Raw genomic sequence first — 20,118 nt, forward strand, 5'->3', positions numbered from 1 at the left:
CTACGAAGCCGCCGGCCACGCGCGCAGGAGCGCGTCGAGCGCGTCGAGGGCCCGGCCCCACGACACGTCGGGCGCGGGCTCGCTGTGGTCGAAGCTGCCGATGCGCTCGAGCGTGAGGTAGCCGTTGATGGTGCTGCCGAGCAGCCGGGTCGCGTGAACGCGCTCGCCCGGCGGGATGTCGTAACCCCGCAGGACGGCGTCCGACAGCGCGACGATGGTCCGGGCGGCGTCGGAACCGACCACCGTGGGGCCCGCGCGACGCTGGAGCGACTGCCACCGGCCGGGCGCCTCGCGGGCGAACGAGCGGTGCGCGTCGGCCAGCCCGTCCAGGGCGGCCCGGCCGGCCCGGCCCGCGACCGCCTCGGCGATGCGCGCGGCGAGGTCCGCCAGGGCGACGGTGCTGACGCCGTCCAGCAGCGCGGCGTGGTCCCGGACGTGCGAGTACAGGCTGGGCGTGCGCACGCCCAGACGCCTGGCGACGGCCGACAGCGTGACCGCCTCCAGGCCGCTCTCGTCGGCCAGCGCGGCCGCCTCGGCGACGACCGTGCTCGGGGTGAGGGGTGCCCGGGACACGGCGTCAGCCTACACCCTTGAGGAGATCGCCTACTATTGTTAGCAGGGTCGCCGTCGTCACACCCAGGGTGGAGCGGCGGCGGGCGCTCTCCGACCACGGGATGATGCTCCGCGGGGCGGTCTGTGTGACAGTCGACTTACGTCGACCCGCGCGTGCGCCGCCCGCTACATTCTTGCGGGCGTGTCCGCACCCTGGCCCGTACCCAGATTCGCACCCGGGCCAAGAGCAGCCCACGAGAAGGAGCCCGTGACGATCCCGCCCGCGTCCCGCAACGAGACCAGCCCCGTCCCGCCCGTCCGGCACCGCGGACCGGAGGCGCGCCGACACCGCGCGGCCTGCCCCGCCGACGTGACGTCGGTGCCGTCGACGTCGCCCCGCAGGTCGCCGGCCACCGCGCTGGGGCATCGGCTCGATCTCGCCCGGGAACGCGCTTTCGTGGGCCGCGACGAGCAGACCGCCGCGTTCCGGAAGGCCCTGGCCGAAGAGCGCGCCTCCACGGTGCTGTTCCTGCACGGCGCGGGCGGGACCGGCAAGACGGCGCTGCTGCGCCGGTTCGCGCACGAGGCCGAGGACGCCGGGCGCCCGGTCGTGCGGGCGGGCAGCTTCGACCCGGCGCGGTCCGCCGCGCTGCTCGCTGCCGAGCTCTCCGGGACCGAGCTCTCCGGGGGGACCGAGCACCCGGGGTCAGGGCACTCGGGGAGCGGGCACTCCGGGGCCGCCGGCCCCGTGCCCGGCCACCTTTCCGACGCCGCCACGAACGGCGCCGCCCCGGTTCTCCTGATCGACGACTTCGACGACTGGCACCCCGCCGAGGCCTGGCTGCGCGAGGTGCTCCTGCCCGCGCTGCCGCTCGGGACCGTGGTGGTGCTGGCCGGCCGCACACCGCCCGCGCTGGAGTGGACCACCGACCCGGGCTGGCAGGAGCTGCTCAGCGTGCACGAGCTGTGGGACCTGCCCCCGGCCGAGGCGCGCCTGCTGCTCGACCGCCGCTCGGTGCCCGCGGACGAGCACGCCAACCTCCTGGCGATCACCGACGGCAACCCGCTCGCGCTGCTCGTCGCGGTCGACGCGCACAACGCGGGCGGGTCCGACGACGCCGTCCGGCTCGCCGTCGCCCACGTCGTCCTGCAGCGCGTCGTCGGGCCGATACCCAGCCACGCGCACCGCCGGGCGCTGGAGGCGTGCGCCACCAGCGAGCCGACGACGGAGGCCTCCCTCGGCGCGGCCGACGACGCGGCCGGGCTGTTCCAGTGGCTGCGGTCGCTGTCGTTCGTGGACTCCGGACCGGGCGGGCTGCACCTGCGGCCGTTCGTCCGCGAGGCGGTCATCGCCGAGCGGCGCTGGCGCAACCCCTCGGACGCCGACCACGAGCCTGCGCGCCGCTCCACCCGGCGGAGCGGCAAGCCGCGCGTCACGACCGGCGACCCCGCCCGCCTGGCGGGGCCGGGCCGGGACACGCCCGACGGCGCCCCACCAGGCGACCCCGCGTCCGGAGGCCCGCAGGCCCTTTCTCGTGGGGCCTTCGAGAGCGAGGTCCGCGAGGCCCTGCGGTCGTGGCGGCGGCCCGACCTGCTCGCCACGAACCCCCTGACCGGCAGCCGGCTGGTCACCCAGCACACCGAACCCGACCCGGTCGCCGCGCTGCGCGCCGTCCTGCAGGGCGCTTTGGACGAGCTGAGCCAGGACCCCCGCGAGAGCAAGAGCCACCGCGCCCTGCTGGCCACCTACCTCGGCGGCGCCCCCACGCAGGAGGCCGCCGCCGAGCGGCTGGGGCTCCCGTTCAGTACCTACCGCCGGCATCTGGCCCAGGGGCTGGCGGTGCTGGGGAGCCTGCTGTGGTGGCAGGAGACTCGCGACGGGCAGCCCGGCTGAACGTCGGCAGGTCGAACAGCCACGTCGCCCCGGCGTTCAGCAGCCAGGTGTGCAGCGTGAGGCACACCGAGACCAGCAGCGTCACCAGCACGATCGGCAGCAGGACTGCGGTCACGAGCTGCGGGCCCGTGCTCAGCCGGGAGAACGGCTCCACCAGCACCGCCGTCAGCAGGGCGAGCAGCGGCATGTGCATCACATAGATCGGGAGCGTCTGCCGGCCGAGCCGGGCGAGCAGCGCACCGACCGCGCGCCAGCGTTCGAGCTGGACCGCTCCGGCGACGCCGACCGCCACGGCGACGACGCAGACTGCCGGCCACACGCCGTACACGTCCTTTGCGTTCAGCACCTGGATGCCGACCATGATCCCGAGGTACAGCGCGCCGCCGACCAGGACGAGGGGCAGGGTCGAGGCCTTCGCCCAGCGCTCGATCAGCGGCTTGAACCGCAGGCCGGCCAGGAAGAAGAACAGGTTCTGGTAGAGCTGGCCGCGGTTGCCCGGCGCCGCCAGCAGGTCGGCCGAGGCGATGACCGAGAGCGCCAGGGCCGGCACGAGCACGGCCCACGTCGGCAGGCGGCGGGTCAGCTTGGCCACGACGAAGTACAGCGCCAGCGCCACCAGGTACCAGAGGTTGGTGGGGGTGATCGTGAGCTGCTCCAGCACCTGCAGCGCGCTGTGCGCGGCCAGGGTGTCGAAGTTCGGCACCATCGAGAGCACGAGCGTGTGCACCGTGAACCAGATCAGGTAGAGGTAGTAGAACCTCGCGATGCGGCTCTTCGCCGTCGTCGACCAGGTGCGCTGCACCGCGGCGGCCGCGAACATCCCGGAGATCGTGAAGAAGACCGGCATCCGCAGCGGCAGCAGCATGTCGCCGAAGGCGCCCCAGAGACCGGGCAGCGGCACCGGGATGTGCCAGTCGATCGTCAGGTACATCTTCATGATCACGTGCCACAGCACGACGAGCAGGATGCACACGCCCTTGGCGACGTCGGCCCACTGCGCCCGGGGCTTCGCGGGCATGCCGGTAGCCGTCGCAGAGCCGGCATCTGGGGACGCCGTCACCGCGGACGCCGGACCACCGGGTTCGCCGGTGGCCACCACGGGCATCTGCGCGGTGCCCGCCTGGTCCTGCGCGGTCACGACAGGACTGCCGGCACGGGGCCGCGGGCCCGCGCCGTCGCGATGAGGATGTTCAGCAGCTCCGGGTAGGACGTGCCCGCGGCCTGCCACATCCGCGGGAACTGCGACATCGACGTCAGGCCGGGGATCGTGTTGACCTCGTTGACCGTGGGGACCACCTTGCCGTCCACCTCGGGCAGGAAGAAGTCGACCCGGAGCAGCCCGGAGCAGCCGAGCTCCTGGAACACCTCCAGCGCGATCGTCGAGAGCTGCTCGGCGACCTGCGGGTCGAGGTCGGCGGGCACGACGAAGTCGGTGATGCCCGCCTCGTACTTGGCGTCGTAGTCGAACCAGCCGTGCTCCTCGCCGACCTTGATCTCCAGGGGAGGGCTGGCCAGCAGGCGGCCGTCCGGGAGCTCCAGCACGCCGAGGTCGATCTCCCGGCCGGGCACCCCGGCCTCGACCAGCGTCTTGGTGTCGCTCTCGCGCGCGAGCTCCAGTGCGGCGGGAAGCTGCGCCCAGTCGTCGACGCGCGTGACCCCGACGCTTGAGCCGCCCCGCGAAGGCTTGACGAAGACCGGCAGGCCGAGCTTCTCCTTGTCGTCCTCGGCGAGCTCGTCGGCCGCCGTCCGCAGGACGACGCCCGGCGCGACCGGGACGCCCCGCGCGCCCAGGACCCGCTTGGTGAAGTCCTTGTCCATGCTGGTCGCGCTGGCGAGCACGCCGCTGCCCATGTAGGGGACGCCCGCGAGCTCGAGCACGCTCTGGACGGTCCCGTCCTCGCCGAACGGCCCGTGGAGGATCGGCAGGACGACGTCGGCCCCCCGCATCGCCTCGAGCGCGCGAGCCAGGGTCTCCATCACGGTGGCCTGCGCTCCGGCCGGCTCCGGGGTCATCTCGCGCAGCGCGACGTCGGTCACGACGGGCTGGCCGTCGATGCCCACGGCGTTGGTGCCCACGGCGTCGATGCCCACCACCCAGTGCCCGGTCCTGGTGATCCGGACCGGCACCACCTCGTAGAGGCTGCGATCGAGGTGTTGCACCACGCTCGCCGCGGACCTGCAGGAGACGTCGTGCTCGGTGTTGCGCCCGCCGAAGAGCACAACTACCCGGGTTCTGGTCGGCATCGAGATTTTTCACTCCAAGATCGGTCGCACGACTCGGTCGCACGACACCGTACTGGTCACCGGGCGCGCACGACGAAGCGCCCCCGGCGCTCCGGCCCTGCATCCTGGTGCATGTCCCCGCTCGACCTGAAGGCCATTTGGTGCTCGGTTCGCCGCTCACCGGCACGGTCCGCGCGGTCCGACGGCGATGGTCGCCGCCGCCGGACGTGACGAAGATAACGTGCCAGGTCAGCGAGGTGAGCACTGAACGGACTGGAGAGTGAGCAGGTGTGTCGGAGAGGGTGCCCTCCGTGCACGTTCCAACTTCCCGCTCCCGGCCGATGGCCACGATGGTGGAGGCGGTAGTCGATCTGGACGCCATCACCCACAACGCCCGCGTCTTCGCCGACCGCACCGGCACCGACGTGATGGCGATGGTGAAGGCGAACGGGTTCGGCCACGGCGCTACCCAGGCGGCCCGCGCCGCGCTGGCGGGAGGTGCCACCTGGCTCGGCGCGTCCAACGCCGTCGAAGCACTCGCCCTGCGGGCCGACGGGATCACCGCGCCGATCATGATCTGGCTCTACCCGCCGACGGAGACCTTCGAGAAGCTGCTGCTCGCCGGGATCGATGTGTCGGTCGGCTCGATCGACGCCCTGAACGCCGTCGCCGACGCCGCCCGGGCCACCCTCCACGTCGCGAACGTGCACCTCAAGGCCGACACCGGGATGTCGCGGGGCGGCGTGCCCGCGGGGGAGTGGCCGGCGTTCTTCGAGCGCGCGAGCGCCCTGCACGAGGCGGGCGTGCTGCGGGTCCGCGGCATCTGGTCCCACCTGGCCAACGCCGAGGAGCCCGACATGCCCGGGGTCCACGACCAGCTCGCCGCGTTCGACGAGGCGCGCCGGCAGGCCGCGGCCGCCGGGCTCGACCCGGAGATCGTCCACCTCGCGAACTCGGCGGCCGCGCTGCGGGTGCCCGAGACCCGGTTCGACCTGCTGCGGATCGGCATCGGCCTGTACGGCATCGAGCCGATGCCGGACGAGGACCACGACCTGCGGCCGGCGATGACCGTGCGGGCCCAGGTGCTGCTCACCAAGCGCGTCCCAGCCGGCACGGGCGTCGGCTACGGCCACGACTACGTCACCGAGAACGAGACCACCCTCGCGCTGGTCCCGCTCGGTTTCGCCGACGGCGTCCCGCGCCAGGCGGGCGGCGTTGCCTCCTTCCAGCTCGGCGGGGTGCGCTGCCCGGTCGCGGGCCGGGTCGCCATGGACCAGGTGGTGCTCGACGTCGGCGACCTCCCGGTGCGGGCCGGGGACGTCGCCGTCATGTTCGGCCCCGGGACCGACGGCGAGCCCACGGCGCACGACTGGGCGCAGTGGGGGCAGACGAACCCGAACGACATCCTGACCGGCATCGGGGCCAGGGTGCCGCGCCGTTACGAGCGGGCGTGATGGCACACGCTCGTCCGATGACGCAGACTCGCCCGATGATGCAGTCCAGAAGTGCGGCGGCCGGAGCCGTCGCCGTCGTGACCGCCTACGCGGTCGCGCACCACTACCTCCAGGTGCAGTGGGTCATCGACGCGCCCGTGCCGGTCGTATGGTGGGTGCTCGGCGCGATCCTCGGCGTGCTCGGCATGCCCCTCCTGCTCACCGCGCTCGGCCGCGAGGTCGACGGCCAGACGGGGGACCAGCCCTGGGGGCGGCTGCTGCTGCGCTGGGTCCTGCCGCTGCTCGTGGCGCACGTGGCGTGGCTGGGCCTGACGATCGCGGTGCTCCGCCGGTTCAACCCGGGGCTGACCTGGGTCCCGGCGCGCGACGTCGCCGAGATCGTGCCCCTCGTGCTGCTGCCGCCGCCCGAGCTCTCGCTGCTCTGGTCGCTCGCGCTGCTCCCGGTGGTGGCGCGGCTGACCCGGCGGGTGCCGACGGGCGTCGTCGTCGTGGTCCTGGTGGCCCTGACCTTGCTGACCACCGCGCCGACGTTCCTGGTCTTCCTCCTCGTCGGCATGCGGTTCGGCCCGGCGATCGACCGGATGGCGGAGACCGCCTCCTGGCGGAGCCTGTGGCCGTACGGCGCCGTGGCGCTCGTGGGGGCCGCGGCCCTGGCGGTTCCGCGCTTCCCCGACGGGCTCGGCGTCGCCGTCGCGGGGCTCGCGGTGCTGCCGTTCGCCCTGCTCCTGGTGGCGAAGCTCGGCGGACGCCGGCCCGTCTCGCGCGGGCTCGCCCGGGTGGGCGCGGCCGCCGTCGCGACCTACCTGATCCAGATCCCGTTCCTCGCGCTGTTCGACAGGGTGGTGCTGGAGCGGCTCGGGCACGAGGGGCCAGGCCTGCAGTACCCGGCCGCCGTCGTCGAGCCGCTGGTGATCGCGGCCGCGGTCGTCGCGTGCGGCGTCGTGGCGACGGCGCTGGTGCGGCTGGTGGTGGGCCGACGGCGGCCCCGCAGCGCGGGCCGGACGCCGCAGGCGATGGACCGATCTCCCGTACTCGCAGAGGTGGACCGATGATCCCGTCCCTCCGTACCCGGTCCGCGGCGGTCGCGCTCGTCGCGACGGCGGCGCTCGTGACCGTGACGGGCTGCGCGTCGGGGACGGCGGGCACCGGCTCGGCGAGCGCCGAGCCGTCCGCCGAGCCCGAGATCACCCTGACGTTCGCCGGCGACGTGCACTTCGAGGACCGCGTGGCCGAGCTGCTCGACGACCCGGCCACCACGTTCGGCCCGGTCGCCGCCGAGCTGACCGACGGCGACCTGACGGTGGTCAACCTCGAGACGCCGATCACGTCGCGCGGCACGGCGCAGGACAAGAGGTACGTCTTCCGGGCGCCGGACGCGTCGGTGTCCGCGATGACGGCGGCCGGTATCGACGTCGTCAGCCTGGCGAACAACCACACGATGGACTACGGCCGCGAGGGGCTGGCGGACACCATCGCCACGGCGAAAGCCGGGGGGCTCGGCACGGTCGGTGCCGGCGCGAACATCGACGCGGCGTTCACGCCGCTGCATCGCACGGTCGGGGGCGTGGACGTCGCGATCTTCGCGTTCAGCCAGGTCGACGACCTGGCCGAGGAGTGGGCGGCCGGGCCGAACCGGTCCGGGATGGCCATGGCCTTCGACACCGAGCGCGCGTACGCGGCGGTGCGGGCCGCCCGGGCCGACAGCGACCTCGTGGTGGTCCTCCCGCACTGGGGCGCCGAGGGCGACCAGTGCCCGACCACCCGGCAGCAGGACTTCGCGGCCGGCCTGATCGACGCCGGGGCGGACGTCATCGTGGGGGCGCACTCGCACGTGCTGCAGGGCGCGGGCCGCGAGGGTGACGCCTACGTCGCCTATGGCATGGGGAACTTCCTCTGGTACAGCGAGGGCCTCCACCAGCCGTTCAGCGCCCGCGCCGGCGTGCTCCACCTCACGGTCCAGGGCCGGGAGGTGGTCCGGTCGGAGTTCGTCCCGACGGTGATGACCAGCACGGGCCAGTCGGAGGCGCTGACCGGGTGGCACGCGAACCTGGCCCGGCACAACTTCGACGCGCTCCGCGCGTGCGCCGACCTGGACCCGGTCCTGAGCGACCAGTAGCCCGGCCGGGCGCCACTCCCGGGACGACGGCGCGCCCGCCGTCCGCCCGGGTGCTCGCAGCAACCGAACTCGACCCACGTCAGGAGACCGAGATGACCAGCCAGCACGTCGTCCCGCCGGGGGAGCGCACCGCCGAGGCCGCTGTGCCGTGGCTCGCGACGACGTCCGGCGCGGACCACCGCGAGATCGTCCTCCTCTCCGACCCCCGGGTCGGCCGGATCCCGGTCGCGGAGTCCGGCGAGCCGCTGGTGGAGCTCGACGAGACGTTCGGCGCGGCGCGCGCGCCGGTCCGCGCGGGGCTCGCGCGGCGGCTGCGCAGCGCGCAGGAGGACCTCCTGGCCGAGGGGCTGCGGCTGGAGGTCGTCGAGGGCCACCGGCACCCGGCCGAGCAGCAGCGGATCATCGACAGGTACTCCGGCGAGGTGCTCGCCGAGCACCCCGGCGTCGGCCTGCGCGAGCTCGAGGTCCTCACCAGCCGGTTCGTGTCCCCGATCGCCGTCGCGCCGCACGTGGCGGGGGCCGCGGTCGACCTCACGCTGGCCGACGCCGACGGCCCGCTCGACATGGGCACCGCCATCGACGCGACGCCGGAGATGTCGGGCGGGCGCTGCTACTTCGGCGCGCCGGACATCGAGCCGGAGGCCCGCGCGCTGCGTGGCATCCTGGCGCGGGCCCTCGGCGTGGCGGGCCTGGTCAACTACCCCACGGAGTGGTGGCACTGGTCCTACGGCGACCGCTACTGGGCGCTGGTCACGGGCGCCCGGTCGGCCCTCTACGGCCCCGTCGTGAGCTGACTCGCGTTCAGCAGGCACGGCAGAGCCACAACCCGCTCGATAACGGTCGGCTCGCGCCTGCTGAACCAAAGTCAGTCCCCGGCTCGGTCAGTGCGCCTGCGACAGAGCACTGGCGATCACTGCCGCGGTCTTCTGCGGAGCCTCGTCCGGGAGGAGGAACACCGAGCCGGGAATCGTCACCAGGGTCACGTTGGGGGCCGCCTGGAGTGTGGCGCGCTCGGCGTCGGTGAGGCCCCCGTCCCCCTTCTCGGCGTGGACCACCCACACCGGATTGCCGGACGCCGCCAGCTCCGCGGCGAAGTCCCGGTCCTGGGCGATGTAGTCGAGGTACTCGCCGCTTGCCCGAACCGAGTCGCCGGCCCTGTTCTGCTTGAAGTCCTCGATCAGCTCCTTCTTGTGCAGCTCAGTTGTCTTGGTAGATCTGGCCATCAGCGGCATGAGCCGGAACATCCCGGCCATCGGCCAGCTGCCCACCTTCTGCGACGCCCGTACGACGGCGCGGAAGAACCGAGCCTCGTCCACAGTCGTCGGGGCGATGCCGAGTAGCACGACCGGGCCCCGGAACTGCCCTGACAGCACCATGTCCAGGGCCACTGTCGCGCCGTAGGAGAAGCCCACGACCACGTCGCACCCGTGTGCTGCGGCCAGCTCGCCGGCCCGCCGGGACAGTGCGGGGATGGACACGTCTTCGGACACGGGCGCGCCCGCCTGGCCCGGCAGTGTCGTGGCGACCAGGCGAACACCGGACAGCGCCGGCTCAGCCATCACGAGGTCGAACGACCGGGCCGCGTTGGCTCCGCCCGGCAGGAGCAGGACCGATCGATCCGCGTCCGGTGGTCCCGACGTCAGAAGCTCCCAGGATTTCCTCATGGCTACCTCCGGTCGATGGACCCCTACTCATGAACGGTAGGCGCAGCGATCCCTGCTTGCAGGCTGGAGCTCTGACGCAACCCGCAGCCTCAGCTGCCGCGTTGAGAGTATGATCATCATCTAATTTTCCCGAAGGCCTTGTGCGCGGAGCCGCCGCGGCCGTATGGTCGTACGAACGTAATCCAAAAATCCCAGGAGCTCGCCATGGCAGCAGCAAGGAAGGTCGCGCTCGTGACCGGCGCCACCTCAGGAATCGGAAAGGCGGCGGCGACCGCACTCGCAGGCGCGGGCTTCGAGGTGATCGGAACCGGCCGTCGCACCGCGCACCTCACCGCGCCCGCCGGGGTGACCTACCTCGACCTCGACGTGACCAGCGACGAGTCGGTCGCCTCGGCGGTCAAGCAGGCGATCGACCGGTTCGGCCAGATCGACGTCCTGGTCAACAACGCCGGCGTCGGCTCGACCGGCGCGGCCGAGGAGTTCTCGATCACCCAGACGCAGGACATCTTCGACATCAACGTCTACGGCGTCATGCGGATGATCAAGGCGGTCCTGCCCCACATGCGCGCCCGGCGCAGCGGGCGCATCGTCAACGTCTCCTCGCTCAGCGGGTTCGTCCCCAGCCCGTTCATGACGGTCTACGTCGCCACCAAGCACGCGGTCGAGGGCTACGCGCAGTCGCTGGACCACGAGGTCCGGGAGTACGGCATCCGGGTCGTGCTCGTCGAGCCCGGCCCGATCAACACTCCGTTCGCGGGCCACAGCGTCGAGGCCGACACCCCCATGCCGCTCTACGCGGCGGGGCGGCGCAACTACGACGAGCTGCTGGAGAAGAACCTCAGCAGCGGTGACGACCCCGCCGTCGTCGCCAAGGTGATCGTCGCGGCCGCCACCGACCGCAACCCCAAGCTGCGCCGCACCGCCGGCAGGACGGCGGCGACCATCAACGCGGTGTACAGCGTCGCCCCGGCCCGGGTCTTCGACCGCGTCATCCGCAGGTTCAACCGGATGCCGAGCTGACGCACGCCGTCCGGCCCTGAACAGCCGACATCGCGCTGAGCAGTACGACGAAGCAGCACCACGAAGCAGTCCCACACGATGGAGCACACCCGATGAGCCAGCCCAGCACGATCCGCCTCGAACGCACGAGCCCGCAGACCGCCAACGTCATCTTCGCGAACCCACCGGTGAACTTCGTGGTTCCCGAGACGGTGGTGACCCTGCACGAGATCGTCCGCGAGCTCGACAACGACCCCGACATCCAGGTCGTCACCTTCACGAGCGAGTACCCCGACTTCTTCTTCAACCACTTCGACGGCGCCGCATCCGACCTCCCCGAGCCCGAGCACGAGGACGACCCGCCGGTCTGGACCGACCTGGTGATCCGACTGAGCAAGGCCGCGTTCGTCAGCGTCGCGGTCATCCGTGGCCGCACCCGCGGCGCCGGCAACGAGCTGGCCCTCGCCTGCGACCTGCGGTACGCGAGCCGCGAGAAGGCGATCTTCGGCCAGCCCGAGGTCGGCATCGGCATCGTCCCCGGCGGAGGTGGCGCCGAGCGGCTGCCGCGGGCCATCGGCCGCGACCGCGCGCTCGAGGCCATCCTCACCAGCGTCGACTACGACGCCGACGTGGCCGAGCGCTGGGGATGGGTCACCCGGGCCCTGCCCGACGCGGAGCTCGACGCCTTCGTCGACGCGACGGTCGCCCGCCTCGCGTCCTTCGACCGGCAGGCGGTGGCGACCGCGAAGGCGATGGTCGGCCGCGCCACCCTGCCGCCCGACGCCGACCTGGTCAGCGCCTACGGCGAGTTCGCCGAATCGCTGACGAGTCCGGGATTCCTGGCCCGCGCGACGGCGCTCGGCGCGCTGGCCGCCGAGAAGGGCCTCGACGTCGAGTACCAGCTGGGCGAGTACATCGGCCTGGCCAACCAGGCTCTCTGAGCAGGGGTCGACCGGCCTTACGCTCACACGTGGACACGATGGTGTCCGGGCGTAAGGCCGGGCTGATTTGGAGGAAGACATGGTGCGATACACGAAGGAACACAAGCAGGAGACGCGGCAGCGGATCATCGAGACGGCCGGTCGACGGTTCAAGCGGGACGGCATCGACGGCTCCGGAGTGGCGACGCTCATGAAGGACGCCGGTCTGACCAACGGCGCCTTCTACGCCCACTTCGCGTCCAAGGACGACCTCGTCGACAACGCGATCGCCGACCAGCTGCACACGCTGCACACGAACATCGTCGAGCAGGCGGCGGCCGGTGCGGTCGGCCTCGAGCAGGTCGTGCGCTGGTACCTGTCGGCCCCCCACCGGGACGACCCCGACGGTTGCCCCAACGCCGCCCTGCTCGACGAGATCGCGCGCAGCGGTGACACGACCCGGCAGGTGTACACCGACGGCGTCCTGGAAGTCATCGACGGCCTCGCCGCCCGCATGACGCCCGAGGACCCGCTCGCGTCCCGCGTGAAGGCGCTCAGCCTCCTCGGTCTGATGGCCGGGACCCTGCAGATCGCCCGCGCCCTGACGGACCGCCAGCTCTCCGACGACCTCCTGGAGCAGGGCGTCAGCAATGCCCTGGCCCTGGTGGACGCCGAACCCGGACGATGACCACCACTTCCGCCGACGAGCCGGGCACACCGGCGACGTCGCCCTCCCGTCAGGACAGACGATGACCGAGCACTCCTTCAACACGCAGCTGCGAGCCGCGCGGTTCCTTCCCCGCACCATCATCTCCGCGCGAACGCTGCCCACGCTCCGTGCCCTCACCAAGCTCACCGCGCGCACCCGGCGCCCGGACGCGCAGGTCGTCGCGGTGAACTCCGACGTGTCGGTGCTCGTCTTCCGGCCGGCGTCGGCCTCGGCTTCTGCTTCCGCCCGGCCTCGGACGCCGGCGCTGCTGTGGATCCACGGCGGCGGGATGGTGCTCGGCGACGCGGCGCAGGACAGCGCCTTCTGCCGCCGGATGGCCGACGAGCTGGGCATCGTCGTCGTCTCGGCGGAGTACCGGCTCGCACCCGAGCACCCGTTCCCGACGCCGCTGGAGGACTGCTACACCGCGCTGCAGTGGCTCGCCGGACAGTCCGACGTCGACCCCGCACGCATCGCCATCGGCGGCGAGAGCGCGGGCGGCGGTCTGGCCGCCGCGCTGACGCTGCTGGCGAAGGAGCGCGGCGAGATCCGCCCGGTCCTGCAGCTGCTGTCCTACCCGATGCTGGACGACCGGACCGTCACCCGGACCGACGTCGACCCGCGGCGGCTGCGCATCTGGAGCGCGAAAAGCAACCGGTTCGGCTGGCGCGGCTACCTCGGCACCGCCGCCTCGGGCGGCGCCTCCGACGGCGACGTGCCCCCGCTGGCCGCGCCGGCCCGCTACGAGGACCTCACCGGCCTGCCGCCCGTGTGGATCGGCGTCGGTACGAACGACCTGTTCCACGACGAGGACGTCGCCTACGCCCGGCGACTGCAGCAGGCCGGCGTCGCCACGACCCTTCACGAAGTGCCCGGCGCGTACCACAACTTCGACTCCATCGAGGCGGGAGCCGCCATCTCCCAGGCTTTTCTCGCGGCCCGGACGGCCGCCCTGAACGAGGCGCTCAACGGGGCTGCCCGGACGCACCCGGCGGGCCTCTAGCGGACCTTCCTCAGCGGACCTTGAGGAAGATCGGGTTGCTGTAGAACCAGAGGTCCTCCCACGGGTCGACCTCGCCGGGGACGTCCTGCGCGGGCCCGGCCGGGTCGACGTCGGCACCGAGGTAGCCGGGCTGGCTCCGCTTTCCGTCGGTGCCGCGGAGCCGGACGTAGCCGTCGTGCTCGGCCACGAAAGCATGGACCAGGCTCACCGACCCGGACTTCCCTGCGGTGTCCCAGGAGTGGACCACCTTCGTCTCCGGCGCGTAGAGGGTGTTGGGGTCCTCGGCGGGGCCCGTCACCCGGCCGCGGACCACGTCGACGCGGGCCAGCTCGGGCACCAGGCCCGCGTAGTTGACGCCCTCGGCGAGGTCGATCGCGACGGTCAGGCGGACCTCCGTCCCGGCGTCGACCACGAGCTCCTCACCGAGCGTGGCGCGACGGCGACGTCCGCCCCACTCCCTGACCTCCAGGCGGACGTCCAGGCCGGCGATGAGGTCGCCGAAGGAGACCCACATCCGGCCGGCCCGCATCGCGTCCATGACCGCGCGGTGGCTGAAGTCCTCGGCCCCGACCCAGGTCTTGTTGTAGGCGCCGGGCGGGAAGGAGCTGTACTCGGCCACGGGCCGGCCGGCCCCGACCGGTGGCGGGTAGACGCCGGTGGTCGCGAAGGTGTCGCCGGCCTCGTTGTAGGGGATCGTGTCGTAACCGGTCTGGTCGAGCGGGTCGACGGGGTTCTTGACCCAGTCGCCGCAGCCCTGGTGCCCGTCCGACGTCGTGGTGATCCACCACCGCCGGCCCTCGGACAGCAGGCTGTCCCACATGCCGCCCACCGTGGCGGTCATCCAGTCGAAGCCGCCCCAGGTCCGGTAGCTCTCGTCGGGGTACCCGGGGAACGAGTAGGTGCCGCGGCCGCCGTCGTACAGGCCGCGCCCGCGCGCCATGCCCGGTGCGGGCAGGCCGGCCGCCTGGTGGCCGGGCGCGCCCTCGAAGCCGATGACGACGCCGGGCGCCGCGTCCTGCCAGGCCCGCAGCTCGGCGGGGGAGTCGATGCCCTTGCGGGCCGGGTGGTTGGGCAGCACCAGCGCGTCCGCGAGCCGGCCGGAGCGCACCGTGGCGGCGATGTGCTCGAGCGCGGTGATGGCCAGCGCCTCGTTTTGCGGGGTGCCGTCGCGGGCGCCCACGACGAGGGCGTCGTACCTGTTCACCAGCTCCTGGAGCACCTCGGGCTCGCGCGACCCGGGCGCCATCATGAACGTGGTGTGCTCGGCGCCCGGGATGTTCCACTCCAGGCCGCCGAAGACCAGCAGCTCCTCGCGATGCCGCTCCCGCGCCGCCAGGATGTCCTCGCGCTGCGGGGCGATGCTGTGGGCCGCGAACGACTCGTTGCCATGGTCGGTGATGACTATCCAGTCCAGCCCGCCGGTGACGGCGCGCGCGGCCTGGTCGTCGATGCGGTACATCGCGTCGTTGCTGTACTGGCTGTGCAGATGATGGTCGCCCGCGAGCCAGACGTAGCCGCCACGACGGGTGCGGTCGGCGCCGGCGCTCGCGGTGGCGGTGGTGGTCGTGGTCGAGGCGTCCACCCCGGTGGCGACCAGGCCGGCTCCGACGGCGCCGGCGCCGAGCAGGAAGCCGCGCCGGGAGGCTTGGAGCGGGGCCGTGGGCTCGGCGGAGGGGTGGTCGTTCATGGGGGGTCTCCTCAGGGTCTTGGCGAAAGGCCTCCGTCCGGGCGGAAGGGTCCGGGCAGAGGCGTGGCCCACCCTGGCAACCACCGATGGCCGCAACCTGAACCGCACACTTCTCCACGATGAAGTCGGTGGGTGCTCGTCGAGAAGACGGTCCCTGTGACGCTCACCGGCCGATTGCCGATTCGACCGCCTGGGTAAGCTCGTCCGGGGTCTGGACTTCGAGTTTTTCGCCGTCGAGGAAAGACCCGGGCGAAGCCGCGTGGTCGTCCGCCGGTTGACCGAGAACGGGCATCCTGGTCGAATGAACGCGGCCGTTCGCTGTGTGTGGGATCGACGCGTGGGAGATGAGCGATGAGGGCGGGGATCACGATCCTTCCGGAGTACCGCTGGGCCGAGGCGAAGCCGAGGTGGCAGGCGGCGGAGGCGTACGGGTTCGCCCACGCGTGGACGTTCGACCACCTGGGCTGGGGGTCGCTGGTCGGCGGCCCGTGGTTCGGCTCGGTGCCGACGTTGAGCGCGGCGGCGCTCGCGACGTCGCGAATCGAGCTGGGCTTCATGGTGGCGTCGCCGAACTTCCGGCACCCGGTGTCGTTCGCGCGGGAGATCACGGCGCTGGACGACCTGTCGGACGGCAGGCTGACGGTGGGCGTGGGCGCCGGCGGGGTGAGGGGCTACGACGTGGATGTCTTCGGCGGCGCCACGAAGGCCGCGAGCCCGTCGCGGCGGTACCAGGAGTTCGTGGAGCTGCTGGACGCGCTGCTGACCACGGACCGGGTCGACTACTCGGGCGAGTATTTCTCGGCGGTGGACGCCCGCAACGCCCCCGGCTGCGTCCAGCGTCCGCGTACCCCGTTCGTGCTGGCCGCGAACGGTCCGAAGGCTTTGGCGCTGACCGCCCGGCACGGCCAGGGCTGGGTCACGACCGGCACCGTCCACGACAGCCTGGACGGGTGGTGGAAGTCGCTGGCCGAGCTGTCGGCCCGGTTCGACGAGGCCCTGGCCGCCGAGTCCCGCGACCCAGCCACGGTGCGCCGCTTCCTCCAGACCGACGCCGCGCCGGTCTTCAGCCTGTCGAGCGTCGAGGTCTACCGCGACTTCCTGGGCCGTGCAGCGGAGCTCGGGTTCACCGACGTCCTGGCGCCGTGGCCGCGCCATGAGGGCCCGTTCGCGGGTGACGAGGCGATCCTCGACACCGTGGCCACGGACGTCCTACCGACGCTGTCCTGACGACCAGTCCTGACGACCAGGTCCTGACTATCAGTGCTGACTGACGCCAGGACTTCTAGCGCCAGTCCTCCTCGGTGAGGAGCATGGCGTAGATGTCCCGCCCGGGTTCCCGGCGGACCTGCGGGGCCTGCGCGAGCCAGTCCCGCACCGCGGCGCGGGCGGCCTCCTCGTCCGTCGTGAACTCGGTCTCGCCGATCTCGCTGCCGACCGACGGCGTCCATGCCCACACGTGGGTCACGGGGCCGGCGCGGAGGTCCTCCATCATGAGGCGATGGCTGTCGTCGCTGGCGACGAGCATGGCGCCGACCGTGCGGTCGTAGTTGTTTACGGTGATCAGGTCCACGACACCCGAGACGATCTCCTCAGTCGCGGTCGTGCTCAGAATTTCCTTGGCGGAAGTCATCGTCACTCCTCGGGGCTCCTGGTGGGCGGGTTCGGTGATCGGTCTGCTGGGCGGGTTCCCGGGCAGTTTCGGAGGTGGGGAATGGCTCATCCGCTGACTCCTGACGAGGCGTAGCCGTCGATGAACCGGCGTTGCATGGTGAGGAAGAGGACGACGACGGGCAGCGCCATGATCAGGCCCGCCGCGCCGACCAGTGACCAGTCGGTGGTGAACCCCTGCTGGAACGAGTAGAGGGACAGCGCCACCGGCTGGAAGTCGCGCTCCTGGATGAAGGTGACCGCGAGCATGAACTCGTTGTAGGCCTGCAGGCCGGAGACCAGGGCCGCGGTCAGGACCGTCGGCCAGATCATCGGCAGGACGATCCGGGTGAGCACCCGCAGCTCGCCGGCGCCGTCCAGACGCGCCGCCTCCTCGTAGGCCGGCGTCAGGCCGAGCAGGGACGACCGCACGAGCAGGGTCGCGAACGGGCTGTACACGGCCCAGTAGATGATGATCAGGCCGATGGGCTGGTTGTAGAGGCCCAGGAGGGACCACCAGCTCACCAGCGGCACGAGGAAGAGCTGGATCGGCAGCGACGACGACACCAGCAGCCACAGGATCCAGCCGCCCTCGCCCGGCAGGCCGAGGCGGGTCATGGCGTAGGCGGCCGCCGTCGCGATGAGCGCCACGCCCACCGCGGTGGCGCCGGCGATCACGAGGCTGTTCAGCAGGGCGCGGCCCATGCCCGCCTGCTCCCAGGCGACGGCGAAGTTCGCCCAGTTCCACGACTGCGGCAGGCCGAGCGGGTTCGCGTCGATCTCGCGCGCGGACTTCAGTGAGTTGGAGGCGAAGACCAGCAGCGGCGCGACGGCGTAGAGGCCGAGCAGGCCGAGGATGACCCAGGTGACCACCTGGGGCCGGTTGCCCTGCCGCGGCGCCGGGGTGGGCTGGGCGGGGCCGGGTTGGGCGGGGGCGGTCCGGAGCGCGAGGTGTGCGGTCATCAGACGTCCCATCGCAGACGTCGGCGCAGGGCCAGGTATCCGAGCACGGCGACCGCGCTGATGGCCGCCAGCAGCATCGCGACGGCGGAGGCGTACCCGTGGCGCTGGTTCTGGAAGGCCTCGCGGTACAGCACCGTGCTGAGCACGTCGGTGGAGCCGGCGGGGCCGCCCTGGGTCAGGACGTAGATGTAGTCGAAGACGAGGAAGGACCAGATCACGGTCATCAGCCCGAGGAAGATGAACGTCGGCCGGATCGACGGCAGCGTGATGTGCCAGAACTCGCGGACGGGTCCGGCGCCGTCGAGCCGCGCGGCCTCGTAGAGGCTGGGTTCGACGGTCTGCATGGCGGCCAGGAAGATCACCAGCAGGAAGCCCCACCACTGCCAGTTGTTGACGAACGCCACCGAGCCCAGGGCGAGCGAGGGATTACCCAGGAAGTTCACGTCCCGCAGGAACGGGACGACGACGCCGATCCCGCTCTCCGGGTCGAGGATCTGCCGCCAGACCGCCGCCGAGACGACGGTGGCCAGCACGTACGGGATGAAGTAGAGGACGCGGAAGAATGTCCGGCCCCGGCGGAGCCGGGACAGCAGGAACGCGCCGACCAGCGCCATCGACATCGGGACGACGAGGAAGAACAGGGTCCACAGGACGTTGTGTCCCAGCGCGCCCAGCACCGCGCTCGAGCCCAGCATCTCGGCGTAGTTCGCCAGGCCGACGAACGCGGGCGTGCTGAGCCCGTCCCAGTCGGTGAACGAGTAGAACACCGAGGCCAGGCCCGGTCCGGTGATGACCAGGAGGTTGACCAGCAGGAGCGGCGCCACGAGGACCCAGGCCAGCAGCCGGCGCTGGGCCCGCGCGCCCAGGCGCCGGCCCGGGCGCACGCCCGGTGCCGTCCTGGTCGTGGGGCCCACGACCAGGACGGCGCCGGGCACCGTGGAGCCGGAGGTCATTGACCGTCCTGGCCCGACGGCGTGAACGGGACGAGCGTCGTACCGGCGTCGAACTCCTTGTCGAACGTGTCCTGCATGCCCGCGAGGTACTCCTCGGCGGTGGCGTCGCCGGTCACGACCTTGTCGAACTCGCTGATGAGGTAGGCGTCGGTCTTCGGCGGGAAGAACGTCCACGTCGCGTAGCCGACGTTCGACGACTCGGGGATCTCGCTGTAGAGCTGGACCGTGCGCTCGTCGACGTCCGAGGGGAACTGGTCGGCGCTCATCCGCAGCGGCGGCGGGTTCTCGCCGGTGCGCGCCGTGTACGACAGCGCCCGGTCGACGTCCCCGGCCACGTAGTCGATGAACGACGCCGCGGCGGCCGGGTCGGCGGCGTCGGTGCTGACCGACAGCTGGGTGCCGATGGCCAGCGGGAACACGCCCGGCTCGACGGAGTCGCTCAGCGACGGCAGCGGCGCCCAGGCCCACTGCGACGGGTCGTCGAAGACCTGACCGAACGAGTTGAACGTCCACGTGCCGCTCATGTACATCGCCGTGGTGCCGTTGGCGAGGCCCGTGACGTTCGCGGTGTCGTCGGTGGTGAAGTAGGACTGAGAGCCGCCGGCCAGCCAGCCCTTGTCGATCCAGCTCTGGATGAGCTCGATCGCCGCGACGAACTCCGGGTCGGTGAACGACGCCTCGCCGGTCAGCACGTCGTAGAGCTTCTCGGGGCCGACCGCCGCGTTGAAGACCGAGGTGAGGAGCCACTCGGACATCCCCTGGTAGCCCGCGTTGCCGCCGCCGATCGGCACCATGCCGGCCTCGTCGGCCTCCTGGGCGATCTTCTCGAACTCGGCGAGGGTGGTGGGCGGGGTCCAGCCGTGCTCCTCGAACACCTTCTTGTTGTAGAACAGGGCCATCGAGCCGTAGCTGGCCGGGACCGACGAGACCTTGCCGTCGACCTTGCTGAGCTCGTAGGCCCAGGGCAGGAACTTGTCCTCCCAGCCGTACTCGTCGGCGTACTCGTCCAGCGCGACGGTCCGGTCCGCACGGGCGAAGTCCGAGGCCGACGTCGGCCCGTCCGAGTAGACGATGTCGGGCGCCTGGCCGGCCGAGACCGCCGTGTCGGTGAGCTGGCCGATGGTGGTCAGCTCCTTGACCTCCATGTCGACTTGTCCGCCGCCCTCGGCGTTGAACCCGTCGACGAAGATGTCCTGGAACGCCTTCTCGGTGGTGGGCGCGTAGAACGCTCCCCAGTAGCTGACCTCACCGGTGCCACTGCTGCTGTTGCTGCTGCTGTCGCCGCCGGTGCTCACGCAGCCGGCGAGTGCTATCGCGGACACGGCGACGACGCT

General features: G+C 72.0%; 19 protein-coding genes. 10 read left to right on the top strand and 9 right to left on the bottom strand.

What is annotated here, in order from left to right:
• Positions 1-573 (bottom strand): TetR/AcrR family transcriptional regulator, encoded by a 573-nt coding sequence (locus tag ACFT2C_RS02415; RefSeq protein ID WP_377205395.1) that lies wholly within the window; start codon positions 571-573, stop codon positions 1-3.
• 247 nt (positions 574-820) lie between these two features.
• On the opposite strand from ACFT2C_RS02415, the gene ACFT2C_RS02420 reads away from it, so the two are divergent.
• The gene (locus ACFT2C_RS02420; protein WP_377205396.1) at positions 821-2,446 is read left to right on the top strand and encodes an AAA family ATPase; all 1,626 of its coding nucleotides are present in this window, start codon (positions 821-823) and stop codon (positions 2,444-2,446) included.
• Here the strand turns inward: ACFT2C_RS02420 and ACFT2C_RS02425 are convergent.
• Positions 2,355-3,584, bottom strand: coding sequence for an acyltransferase family protein (locus ACFT2C_RS02425; protein WP_377205397.1), 1,230 nt, complete (start codon positions 3,582-3,584; stop codon positions 2,355-2,357). The genes ACFT2C_RS02420 and ACFT2C_RS02425 overlap by 92 nt on opposite strands.
• Positions 3,581-4,690: a D-alanine--D-alanine ligase family protein gene (locus tag ACFT2C_RS02430; RefSeq protein ID WP_377205398.1), complete on the bottom strand. Its 1,110-nt coding sequence runs from the start codon at positions 4,688-4,690 to the stop codon at positions 3,581-3,583. Before ACFT2C_RS02430 ends, ACFT2C_RS02425 begins: the two co-directional genes overlap by 4 nt.
• A gap of 290 nt (positions 4,691-4,980) precedes the next feature.
• Here ACFT2C_RS02430 and alr point away from each other — a divergent pair, with 290 nt between their 5' ends.
• From alr to ACFT2C_RS02450, 4 genes are all read left to right on the top strand, one after another.
• Entirely contained in the window at positions 4,981-6,123 is a 1,143-nt protein-coding gene (alr, locus tag ACFT2C_RS02435) for an alanine racemase (RefSeq protein WP_377205399.1), read from the top strand.
• A gap of 17 nt (positions 6,124-6,140) precedes the next feature.
• Positions 6,141-7,175, top strand: a complete 1,035-nt coding sequence (locus ACFT2C_RS02440) for a hypothetical protein (protein ID WP_377205400.1) — start codon at positions 6,141-6,143, stop codon at positions 7,173-7,175.
• Positions 7,172-8,239: a CapA family protein gene (locus tag ACFT2C_RS02445; RefSeq protein WP_377205401.1), complete on the top strand. Its 1,068-nt coding sequence runs from the start codon at positions 7,172-7,174 to the stop codon at positions 8,237-8,239. Before ACFT2C_RS02440 ends, ACFT2C_RS02445 begins: the two co-directional genes overlap by 4 nt.
• A gap of 92 nt (positions 8,240-8,331) precedes the next feature.
• Complete coding sequence (locus ACFT2C_RS02450) at positions 8,332-9,033, top strand: M15 family metallopeptidase (protein WP_377205402.1); 702 nt, start codon at positions 8,332-8,334, stop codon at positions 9,031-9,033.
• Between the two features lie 87 nt (positions 9,034-9,120).
• Here ACFT2C_RS02450 and ACFT2C_RS02455 read toward each other — a convergent pair whose 3' ends face one another.
• A complete protein-coding gene (locus tag ACFT2C_RS02455) occupies positions 9,121-9,903 on the bottom strand; it encodes an alpha/beta fold hydrolase (RefSeq protein WP_377205403.1) in 783 nt (260 codons plus the stop codon).
• Between the two features lie 204 nt (positions 9,904-10,107).
• Here ACFT2C_RS02455 and ACFT2C_RS02460 point away from each other — a divergent pair, with 204 nt between their 5' ends.
• From ACFT2C_RS02460 to ACFT2C_RS02475, 4 genes are all read left to right on the top strand, one after another.
• Entirely contained in the window at positions 10,108-10,923 is an 816-nt protein-coding gene (locus tag ACFT2C_RS02460) for an oxidoreductase (RefSeq protein WP_377205404.1), read from the top strand.
• Positions 10,924-11,015: 92 nt separating this feature from the next.
• Positions 11,016-11,843, top strand: a complete 828-nt coding sequence (locus tag ACFT2C_RS02465) for an enoyl-CoA hydratase/isomerase family protein (protein ID WP_377205405.1) — start codon at positions 11,016-11,018, stop codon at positions 11,841-11,843.
• Between the two features lie 79 nt (positions 11,844-11,922).
• Positions 11,923-12,510, top strand: coding sequence for a TetR/AcrR family transcriptional regulator (locus tag ACFT2C_RS02470; protein ID WP_377205406.1), 588 nt, complete (start codon positions 11,923-11,925; stop codon positions 12,508-12,510).
• Positions 12,511-12,571: 61 nt separating this feature from the next.
• Positions 12,572-13,534, top strand: a complete 963-nt coding sequence (locus ACFT2C_RS02475) for an alpha/beta hydrolase (protein WP_377205407.1) — start codon at positions 12,572-12,574, stop codon at positions 13,532-13,534.
• Positions 13,535-13,544: 10 nt separating this feature from the next.
• Here the strand turns inward: ACFT2C_RS02475 and ACFT2C_RS02480 are convergent, their stop codons facing one another.
• Entirely contained in the window at positions 13,545-15,221 is a 1,677-nt protein-coding gene (locus ACFT2C_RS02480; protein WP_377205408.1) for a PHP domain-containing protein, read from the bottom strand.
• Between the two features lie 351 nt (positions 15,222-15,572).
• On the opposite strand from ACFT2C_RS02480, the gene ACFT2C_RS02485 reads away from it, so the two are divergent.
• Positions 15,573-16,448 carry an LLM class flavin-dependent oxidoreductase gene (locus ACFT2C_RS02485; protein ID WP_377205409.1) on the top strand — a complete coding sequence of 292 codons (876 nt, stop codon included), beginning with the start codon at positions 15,573-15,575 and terminating at the stop codon, positions 16,446-16,448.
• Positions 16,449-16,503: 55 nt separating this feature from the next.
• On the opposite strand, the gene ACFT2C_RS02490 is transcribed toward ACFT2C_RS02485, so the two are convergent.
• The 4 genes from ACFT2C_RS02490 to ACFT2C_RS02505 all read right to left on the bottom strand — a co-directional run bounded on the left by ACFT2C_RS02490 (position 16,504) and on the right by ACFT2C_RS02505 (position 20,106).
• On the bottom strand, positions 16,504-16,851 hold the full coding sequence (locus ACFT2C_RS02490; RefSeq protein ID WP_377205410.1) for a hypothetical protein: 348 nt from the start codon (positions 16,849-16,851) through the stop codon (positions 16,504-16,506).
• 86 nt (positions 16,852-16,937) lie between these two features.
• Positions 16,938-17,831, bottom strand: coding sequence for a carbohydrate ABC transporter permease (locus tag ACFT2C_RS02495; RefSeq protein WP_377205411.1), 894 nt, complete (start codon positions 17,829-17,831; stop codon positions 16,938-16,940).
• On the bottom strand, positions 17,831-18,784 hold the full coding sequence (locus ACFT2C_RS02500; protein ID WP_377205412.1) for a carbohydrate ABC transporter permease: 954 nt from the start codon (positions 18,782-18,784) through the stop codon (positions 17,831-17,833). Before ACFT2C_RS02500 ends, ACFT2C_RS02495 begins: the two co-directional genes overlap by 1 nt.
• Positions 18,781-20,106, bottom strand: a complete 1,326-nt coding sequence (locus ACFT2C_RS02505) for an ABC transporter substrate-binding protein (protein ID WP_377205413.1) — start codon at positions 20,104-20,106, stop codon at positions 18,781-18,783. Before ACFT2C_RS02505 ends, ACFT2C_RS02500 begins: the two co-directional genes overlap by 4 nt.
• Positions 20,107-20,118: the final 12 nt, after the last annotated feature.

Origin of the sequence: Promicromonospora sp. NPDC057138, from assembly GCF_042670845.1 — a bacterium.
In the GTDB taxonomy this organism is placed as follows: Bacteria; Actinomycetota; Actinomycetes; order Actinomycetales; family Cellulomonadaceae; genus Promicromonospora.

Coding starts and splice junctions, on each gene's coding strand:
- ACFT2C_RS02430 (WP_377205398.1), bottom strand. CDS start 4,690: ATGCCGACCAGAACCCGGGTAGTTGTGCTCTTCGGCGGGCGCAACACC.
- ACFT2C_RS02440 (WP_377205400.1), top strand. CDS start 6,141: ATGACGCAGACTCGCCCGATGATGCAGTCCAGAAGTGCGGCGGCCGGA.
- ACFT2C_RS02445 (WP_377205401.1), top strand. CDS start 7,172: ATGATCCCGTCCCTCCGTACCCGGTCCGCGGCGGTCGCGCTCGTCGCG.
- ACFT2C_RS02450 (WP_377205402.1), top strand. CDS start 8,332: ATGACCAGCCAGCACGTCGTCCCGCCGGGGGAGCGCACCGCCGAGGCC.
- ACFT2C_RS02455 (WP_377205403.1), bottom strand. CDS start 9,903: ATGAGGAAATCCTGGGAGCTTCTGACGTCGGGACCACCGGACGCGGAT.
- ACFT2C_RS02460 (WP_377205404.1), top strand. CDS start 10,108: ATGGCAGCAGCAAGGAAGGTCGCGCTCGTGACCGGCGCCACCTCAGGA.
- ACFT2C_RS02465 (WP_377205405.1), top strand. CDS start 11,016: ATGAGCCAGCCCAGCACGATCCGCCTCGAACGCACGAGCCCGCAGACC.
- ACFT2C_RS02470 (WP_377205406.1), top strand. CDS start 11,923: ATGGTGCGATACACGAAGGAACACAAGCAGGAGACGCGGCAGCGGATC.
- ACFT2C_RS02475 (WP_377205407.1), top strand. CDS start 12,572: ATGACCGAGCACTCCTTCAACACGCAGCTGCGAGCCGCGCGGTTCCTT.
- ACFT2C_RS02480 (WP_377205408.1), bottom strand. CDS start 15,221: ATGAACGACCACCCCTCCGCCGAGCCCACGGCCCCGCTCCAAGCCTCC.
- ACFT2C_RS02485 (WP_377205409.1), top strand. CDS start 15,573: ATGAGGGCGGGGATCACGATCCTTCCGGAGTACCGCTGGGCCGAGGCG.
- ACFT2C_RS02490 (WP_377205410.1), bottom strand. CDS start 16,851: ATGACTTCCGCCAAGGAAATTCTGAGCACGACCGCGACTGAGGAGATC.
- ACFT2C_RS02495 (WP_377205411.1), bottom strand. CDS start 17,831: ATGACCGCACACCTCGCGCTCCGGACCGCCCCCGCCCAACCCGGCCCC.
- ACFT2C_RS02500 (WP_377205412.1), bottom strand. CDS start 18,784: ATGACCTCCGGCTCCACGGTGCCCGGCGCCGTCCTGGTCGTGGGCCCC.